Consider the following 7354-nt stretch of genomic DNA (forward strand, 5'->3'; position numbering starts at 1 on the left):
CGTCCTCAGTTGGGGGACCGAGGAGGGGGGCGGTGATCAGGGGCCTCTGGGAGGCGGGGGCGTCAGCCCATGTGGGGGTAGCCGTACTCGGTCGGCGGGACCAGCGTCTCCTTGATGGCGCGGGTCAGCGTCCAGCGCATCAGGTTCTGCGGGGCGCCGGCCTTGTCGTTCGTACCCGAGGCACGGCCGCCGCCGAAGGGCTGCTGGCCGACGACGGCGCCGGTCGACTTGTCGTTGATGTAGAAGTTGCCTGCGGCGAAGCGGAGCTTCTCCATCGTGTACGCGGCGGCCGCGCGGTCGCCGGAGATGACCGAGCCGGTGAGGGCGTAGTCCGAGACCGACTCCATCTGGGTCAGCATCTCGTCGTACTTCTCGTCCTCGTAGACGAGGACGGCCAGGATCGGGCCGAAGTACTCGGCCTTGAAGACCTCGTTCTCCGGGTCGGTGCACGCGATGACGGTCGGGCGGACGAAGTAGCCCACCGAGTCGTCGTAGGTGCCACCGGCGATGATCGTGCAGGTCGGGTCGGCCGCGGCGCGGTCGATCGCGGCCTTGTTCTTGGCGAACGAGCGCTCGTCGATGACGGCGCCGATGAAGTTCGACAGGTCGGTGACGTCACCCATGGTGATGCCGTCGACCTCCGCCGCGAACTCCTCCTTGAAGCCGTCGTTCCAGATGGAGGCCGGAACGTAGGCGCGCGAGGACGCGGAACACTTCTGGCCCTGGAACTCGAAGGAGCCACGGGTCAGCGCGGTCTTCAGGATGGCGCGGTCGGCGCTCGGGTGCGCGACGACGAAGTCCTTGCCGCCGGTCTCGCCGACGATCCGCGGGTACGAGCGGTACTTCTCGATGTTCGTGCCGACGGTCTTCCACAGGTGCTGGAAGGTCTTGGTCGAACCCGTGAAGTGGATGCCGGCCAGGTCGGGGTGGTTCAGGGCCACCTCGGAGACGGCGATGCCGTCGCCGGTCACCAGGTTGATGACGCCCTTCGGCAGGCCGGCCTCCTCCAGGAGCTCCATGAGGAGCACGGCGGAGTGGGTCTGCGTCGGGGACGGCTTCCAGACCACCACGTTGCCCATGAGGGCGGGGGCGGTGGGCAGGTTGCCCGCGATGGCCGTGAAGTTGAACGGCGTGATCGCGTAGACGAAGCCCTCCAGCGGGCGGTGGTCCAGACGGTTCCACACACCCGGGGAGTTGGCCGGCGGCTGCTCGGCCAGGATCTGGCGGGCGTACGCCACGTTGAAGCGCCAGAAGTCGACGAGCTCGCACGGGGTGTCGATCTCGGCCTGCTGGGCGGTCTTCGACTGGCCGAGCATCGTGGACGCGGCCAGCGTCTCGCGCCACGGGCCGGCGAGCAGCTCGGCGGCGCGCAGGATGATCGCGGCGCGGTCGTCGAAGGACATCGCGCGCCAGGCCGGAGCCGCGGCGAGGGCGGCGTCGACGGCGTCCTGGGCGTCCTGCGTGGTGGCGCCGCGGAAGGTGCCGATGACGGCCCGGTGGTTGTGCGGCTGGACGACCTTGAACTCCTCGCCGCCGCCGAGGCGCTTCACGCCGCCGATGGTCATCGGCAGCTCGCGCGGGTTCTCGGCCAGCTCCTTGAGCTTGACCTCGAGACGGAGGCGCTCGGGGGAACCGGGGGCGTAGCTGTGCACCGGCTCGTTGACCGGAGCGGGGACCTGGGTGACAGCGTCCATGAGTCGCAGTACTCCTTGTGAGAGGTGGGGGGCTCAGCCCTTGGTGAGGATGGAGCGGACGAAGAAGAGCAGGTTGGCCGGCTTCTCCGCGAGACGGCGCATGAAGTAGCCGTACCAGTCGGTGCCGTAGGCGGTGTACACGCGCATGCGGTGGCCCTCGGCCGCGAGCCGGTTCTGCTCCTCGCTGCGGATGCCGTACAGCATCTGGAACTCGTACTCGTCCAGCTTGCGCCCGGCACGGCGGGCCAGCTCCTGGCCGATGGAGATCAGACGCGGGTCGTGGGAGCCGATCATCGGGTAGCCCTCGCCGTCCATCAGGATCTTCATGATCCGGACGTACGCCTTGTCGATCTCGGGCTTGTCCTGGATGGCGACGGAGGCGGGCTCCTTGTAGGCGCCCTTCACGATCCGGACGCGGGAGCCGTTCTCGGCGAGGCGCCGGGCGTCGTCCTCGGTGCGGAAGAGGTAGGCCTGGATGACGCAGCCGGTCTGCGGGAAGTCCTTCCGCAGCTCCTCGTGGATGGCGAACATCGAGTCGAGGGTGGTGTGGTCCTCGGCGTCCAGGGTGACCGTGGTGCCGATCTCGGCGGCGGCCTCGACGACCGGGCGGACGTTCGCGAGGGCCAGCTCGTGGCCGCCCTCCAGCGACTGGCCGAACATCGACAGCTTGACGGACATCTCGGCGCGGGCGCCGAGGCCCAGCTCCTTGAGGCGGCCGATGAGCTCCAGGTACGCGTCCCGCGCGGCGTAGGACTGCTCGACGGTGGTGATGTCCTCACCGACGACGTCGAGGGTGACCTCCAGGCCGCGGTCCGTCAGCTCCTGGACGATCGGGACGACGTCGCCGACCGTCTCGCCGGCGATGAAGCGGGCGACGACCTGCTTGGTCCCGGGGGCGGCCGACACGAGTCGGCGCATCTTGTCGCTGCGCGACGCAGCAAGGATCACGGGACCCAGCACGGGGCACCTCCAGAAGGACAGGGTGACGAAGAGTGCTCTACCCGATCTTTCGGAAGAAAACGGGAACAGCACGGAGAACCACCGTGAAACCTATGGATCGGTCCGATCCTCTGCCATCGACAGCTGTCACGCATCCGTACGCGGCATCTCATACACATGTCTGAAGGGGTGCGAGAATGGCGCTGTGAAGGGCGATTACCAAGAACTGGTCGACGAGATCTCCGCGCTGCTGGGCGCCCCCGCGACGCTGGAGAACCGCGACTTCGGGCTGATCGCCTTCGGGGCGCACGACAGCGACGACGACACCGCGATGGACCCCGTCCGGACGCGGTCGATCCTGACCCGCAGGTCGACCCCGGCGGTCCGCGCCTGGTTCGAGGGCTTCGGCATCACCCGGGCGACGGGCCCGGTCCGCATCCCGGCGGCCCCGGACGCCGGGGTCTTCCGGGACCGGATCTGCCTTCCCGCACGTCATCGGGGTGTCGTCCTCGGATACGTCTGGCTGCTGGACGCCGAGCCCGGCCCCGCGCCCGCCCAGCTCACGGCCGCGATGGAGGTCGCCACCCGGATCGGCGGGCTCCTCGCCGACGAGGAGCGGGCGGACGCCGACCTCTCACGCGAGTTCGCCGCGGTCCTCACCGCCGGGCGCGGCTGGCAGAGCGACATGGCCGTGGCGGCGCTCCGGGCGGCTCTGGGCCCCAGCGCGGACGGGCTGCACACCCTCGTCTGCGTGACCCCCTGGCAGGGCGAGGCCCCCTCGATCCGGGCCGTCCCCGGCGCGGCGGCGGTCGCCACCCTCCCGGAGGCCGAGTCCCTCGCCGTGCTCGTGCGGCTGCGCACGGCGGAGGACCTCTCCCCCGCCCACACGGCCGCGGAGCGGCTGCGCGGCGCGGTGCCGGCCGGCATCGCGAGCCCGCGCCGCGGCCTCGCGGAGCTCCCGGCGGCCTGGCGCGAGGCCAGCACGGCGGCCCGGGCGGCCACGGCGCAGCCGACGCTCGGCCCGGTCGCGGAGTGGGCCGGGATCGGCCCGTACCGCCTGCTCGCGGCGCTCTACCACCCCGAGATCGACCCCGTCGTCGCGCCGCTGCTCGCCCCCGCCCACAGCGAACTGGCCCGCACCGCCGAGGTTTTCCTCGACAACGCGGGCCAGGCGGGCCGCACGGCCGCGGCCCTGGGCATCCACCGGCAGACGCTCTACTACCGGCTGTCCCGGGTCGAGCAGCTCACGGGCCTGGACCTGGACGACGGCGAGGACCGCCTGCTGCTCCACATGTCGCTGAAGTCCGCGAAGCTGTAGCCGGCACGGTCGCCGACGGCCCGACGGCCCGACGGGCCCCGGCCGTACGGACCTTGGCCCGACGGATCTTGGCCCGACGGGTCTTGGCCCTGCTGACCTCGGCCCGGCGGCCGGCGTGCTCAGCCGGTACGGCCGGCGGCCGGGTCCGGGCCCGCGGTGGCGGCGGCCTGCGGGACGTCGGAGCCGGGCGCCTGCGAGGGAACCGGGGGCGCCGAGGCGCCCGGACCGGACTTCGGGCCGTCCAGCCGGCGCAGCGCCGGCACGACGAGGAGGAGCACCGAGACCGCGCACCACGCGACGGCGAGGGCCACGCCCGTCTCGCGGAGTCCGGCCCACTCCACCACCAGACCGGCGAGCAGCGTGCTCACCGGCACGGCCGTCATGGACACGGCGTTCTGGAGGCCGAGGACCCGGCCCCGGACGTCCTCCGGGATGCGCTCGCTGACCAGGACGAGGAACAGCGCGGGCAGCGGACCCGCGCCGATGCCGGCGAGCACCGCGCAGGCGACGAGCACCGGCACCGGAGGGAGCAGGGCGAGCCCGGCCACGCCGACGGTCGCGACGAGCTGCGAGACGACGAGAACCGCGCGGCGGGAGAGCTTCGGCCCGATGGCCGCGTACAGCACGGAGCCGGCGATGCCTCCGACGGCCAGACAGGACACGACCAGACCGAACCCGCCCGGGGAGTCCTCGCCCACCAGGTGGACGGGGAGGACGAGGTTCTGGAGCGGGGCGAGGACCGCGATGCTCGCGGCCGACACGAGGGTGATCGTGGCGATGGTCCGGTCGCCGCGCAGCACGCCGAGGCCTCGGCGGAAATCGGCCCACGGCCCGGAGGACCCTTCGGAGCCGGGCCCGACGGCCCCGGTGGCTTCGGTGGCTTCGGTGCGGCGGCCGAGGCGCTTGGGCAGGGTGAGGGTGACCAGTCCGGCGAGGGCGGAGCAGGCCGCGGTGACCCACAGCACGGTGCTGGGGGCGACCAGGAGGATCAGGCCGCCGGCCGCCGCCGGGGCGACGACCACGACGGCACCGCCCACGCCCTCGCGGAGCCCCGCCAGACGGGCCATGTCCACCCCGGCGGCCTCGGCCACGTCGGGGGCCAGGGCCTCGCGGGCGGTCATGCCGGGGACGTCGATGAGCGCCCCGGCCGCGCCGAGGACGACGAACCAGACGAGGGTCAGTCCGATCAGGCCGTCGACCACGGGCAGCGCCGCGACGCAGAGGGCGGAGGCGAGGTCGGCGCAGACGGAGAGCCGGCGGCGGCCGACCCGGTCGATGAGCACACCGCCGACGACGGCGGAGAGCAGCATCGGGACGGCGCAGGCGGCGGCCACGAGGCCGACGGCCGACGCGTCACCGGTGCGCTGGAGCACCAGCCAGGGGAGGGCGATGCTCGCCACGGTGTTGCCCAGCAGGGACAGTCCGTGGGAGAGGAGGTAGGCGATCAGCATGGGAACTTTCTGGCGAACCGGCCGTGACGGCCGGTCGGATCGATGGACGACGGGAGGAATCGAAGAGAGGTCGAGGGAGCGGGTCGGGGGCGGCGAACGAGGGACGGGGGGCGGCTCAGCCCCGCCGTGGCACCCCGAAGGAGTGGCGGGAGAGATGGCCGACGCTGCCGAGGACCGGAAGCCGGGCCATGATCTGCGTGTCGACCAGCATCCGGGCGCGCAGCTTCGCCGGCAGTCCGCTCAGGTCGACGCCCTTGGCGGTGCCGTAGGCGCTGACCGATCCGACGAGACGCAGCCCGGCCACCTGGGCGGGGAGTTCGCGGGGGTGGTCGACGCCCCAGGCGAGCTGGGCGCCGGTGCGGCGGAAGAGGGCGAAGCGGCGGGTGGAGCCGACGGCGAACCGCGAGTACGTGTCGAGGACGAGTTCGCCGTACGGGAAGCGGGCGACGATCCGGCGCAGCGCGCGCGGGCCCTCCTCCGCCTTCAGGTACATGGACAGGCCCTCGGCGACGACCAGGACGGGGCGGTCCGTGGGTATGCGCTCGGGCCAGTCCGGATCGGTGACGGAAGCGGCGAGGGTGTGCCTGCGCGGGTGTTCGGGATGGACGCGCCGGTGGAGGTCGATGACCTCCGGCCGGTCGAGGTCGTACCACGCGACCCGGGGGCCGGGGCCGAGGCGGGTGTACCGGTCGTCGAGGCCGCAGCCGAGGTGGACCACGGTGGCGGCGGGGTGCGCGGCGAGGAAACGGCGTACCTGACGGTCGAACCAGAGGGTGCGCAGGGCCACGCCGACGGCGTTGGTCTCGTTGATCCCGAGGCGGCCGAATTCGTAGTCCGTACGGGCGACCAGCTCGGCCGCCGCGAGGTCGGCGAGCAGGGGGTGGGGCGATCGGGCGTCGAGCGCCCGCGCGTACAAGGGGGCCAGCAGGGTCTCGGCCACGCCGGTGAAGGTGATCCGTACGGGGTCGTCCGCGGAATCCGGGACGGCACCCCCCGCGACCTGCCGTAATCGGTGAATCGGCTCGGACACGCGCTCTCCTCGTTCCTCATGACGCCGGGCGGCGAGTGGCAGGAAAGGGCCGCACCGGAATACGGGTAAAGGGATTCCCAAGGCGCAGCAGTCGGTGGACCCTATGGCGCGCCCCGGCCCGCCGCAAGCGGATATCCCCCTCCCCGGCCGGCCCTCCGTTCCCGCCCCGGAGCCCGAGACAGCACTTCTGGCCTGCGAAAACGCACAGAACGCCGACGCACCCGCCCACCACCGGAAGCAGTGGTTCCTTCACCCCTCCTTCACATGTGCGCTTCCGTGATGACGTTTGTTTTCAGCCGTTGCTTTGCCAGCGCTTTTGACTGCCTTGACATGCCTCTGCGCCACCGCAGAAGCTTTCGAGGTATTGCCGAAACGAACACCTGAGGGGAGATTCCGTGCCTGGCGAACGAAAGGCCACACTGGTTTCGATGCCGTGGAACAGTGCGGTACGCCCTTCGATTCAGGTCGGTATTCTCCGGTCGGTGGCGGAGGCCGAAGGATGGGAAGTCAGCGCGCACTACGCGTATCTCGACTTCTACGGCCTCGGCCGCTCCTCGCTAGGCCTTTCCGACGAGGTGTGGGCGGACGCCTACGAAACCGTGTCGGAGAAGCTCTACCATCTGGCGGCCGGCGACTGGGTGTTCGCCCGGCGCCATGCGGAGGCCGCGGAGCGCGACGCCTATTTCGAGGTCCTGCGCGCCCACCGGGCCGACGAGAACACCATCGAACTGATCGATTCCCTCAGGGCGGTGGCGGAGGCGCACGTGGAGCGGACGGCCCGGGCACTGCTCGCGGAAGAACCCGCCGTCATCGGATTCACCTCCATGTTCAGCCAGAACGGGCCGACGCTCGCGGTCGCCGAACGACTGCGCGAACACGGCTACACCGGCGTCATCGTCATGGGCGGCAGCAACTGCGAAGG

5 protein-coding genes and 1 pseudogene are annotated in these 7354 nt (G+C 71.6%); 2 read left to right on the plus strand and 4 right to left on the minus strand.

The window, feature by feature from the left end; all coding sequences use genetic code 11:
* Positions 1-62: 62 nt before the first annotated feature.
* Both pruA and ACF08F_RS27240 read right to left on the minus strand, forming a co-directional pair.
* Entirely contained in the window at positions 63-1694 is a 1632-nt protein-coding gene (gene pruA / locus ACF08F_RS27235; protein ID WP_392301141.1) for an L-glutamate gamma-semialdehyde dehydrogenase, read from the minus strand.
* Positions 1695-1727: 33 nt separating this feature from the next.
* Positions 1728-2654: a proline dehydrogenase family protein gene (locus ACF08F_RS27240; RefSeq protein WP_392301142.1), complete on the minus strand. Its 927-nt coding sequence runs from the start codon at positions 2652-2654 to the stop codon at positions 1728-1730.
* A 184-nt stretch (positions 2655-2838) separates the two neighbouring features.
* On the opposite strand from ACF08F_RS27240, the gene ACF08F_RS27245 reads away from it, so the two are divergent.
* Positions 2839-3951 (plus strand): PucR family transcriptional regulator, encoded by a 1113-nt coding sequence (locus tag ACF08F_RS27245; protein WP_392301143.1) that lies wholly within the window; start codon positions 2839-2841, stop codon positions 3949-3951.
* Positions 3952-4070: 119 nt separating this feature from the next.
* Here the strand turns inward: ACF08F_RS27245 and ACF08F_RS27250 are convergent, their stop codons facing one another.
* Complete coding sequence (locus tag ACF08F_RS27250; protein WP_392301144.1) at positions 4071-5402, minus strand: MFS transporter; 1332 nt, start codon at positions 5400-5402, stop codon at positions 4071-4073.
* A gap of 115 nt (positions 5403-5517) precedes the next feature.
* Entirely contained in the window at positions 5518-6432 is a 915-nt protein-coding gene (locus ACF08F_RS27255; RefSeq protein ID WP_392301145.1) for a class I SAM-dependent methyltransferase, read from the minus strand.
* A gap of 428 nt (positions 6433-6860) precedes the next feature.
* Between ACF08F_RS27255 and ACF08F_RS27260 the strand changes: the two are divergent.
* Positions 6861-7354: pseudogene (locus ACF08F_RS27260) on the plus strand (RiPP maturation radical SAM protein 1); the annotation flags it as partial.

The sequence above is a fragment of the Streptomyces sp. NPDC015130 genome (assembly GCF_043080005.1).
In the GTDB taxonomy this organism is placed as follows: Bacteria; Actinomycetota; Actinomycetes; order Streptomycetales; family Streptomycetaceae; genus Streptomyces.

Excerpts from the sequence above, each read along its gene's own strand:
- pruA (WP_392301141.1), bottom strand. The coding sequence starts at position 1,694 with ATGGACGCTGTCACCCAGGTCCCCGCTCCGGTCAACGAGCCGGTGCAC.
- ACF08F_RS27250 (WP_392301144.1), bottom strand. The coding sequence starts at position 5,402 with ATGCTGATCGCCTACCTCCTCTCCCACGGACTGTCCCTGCTGGGCAAC.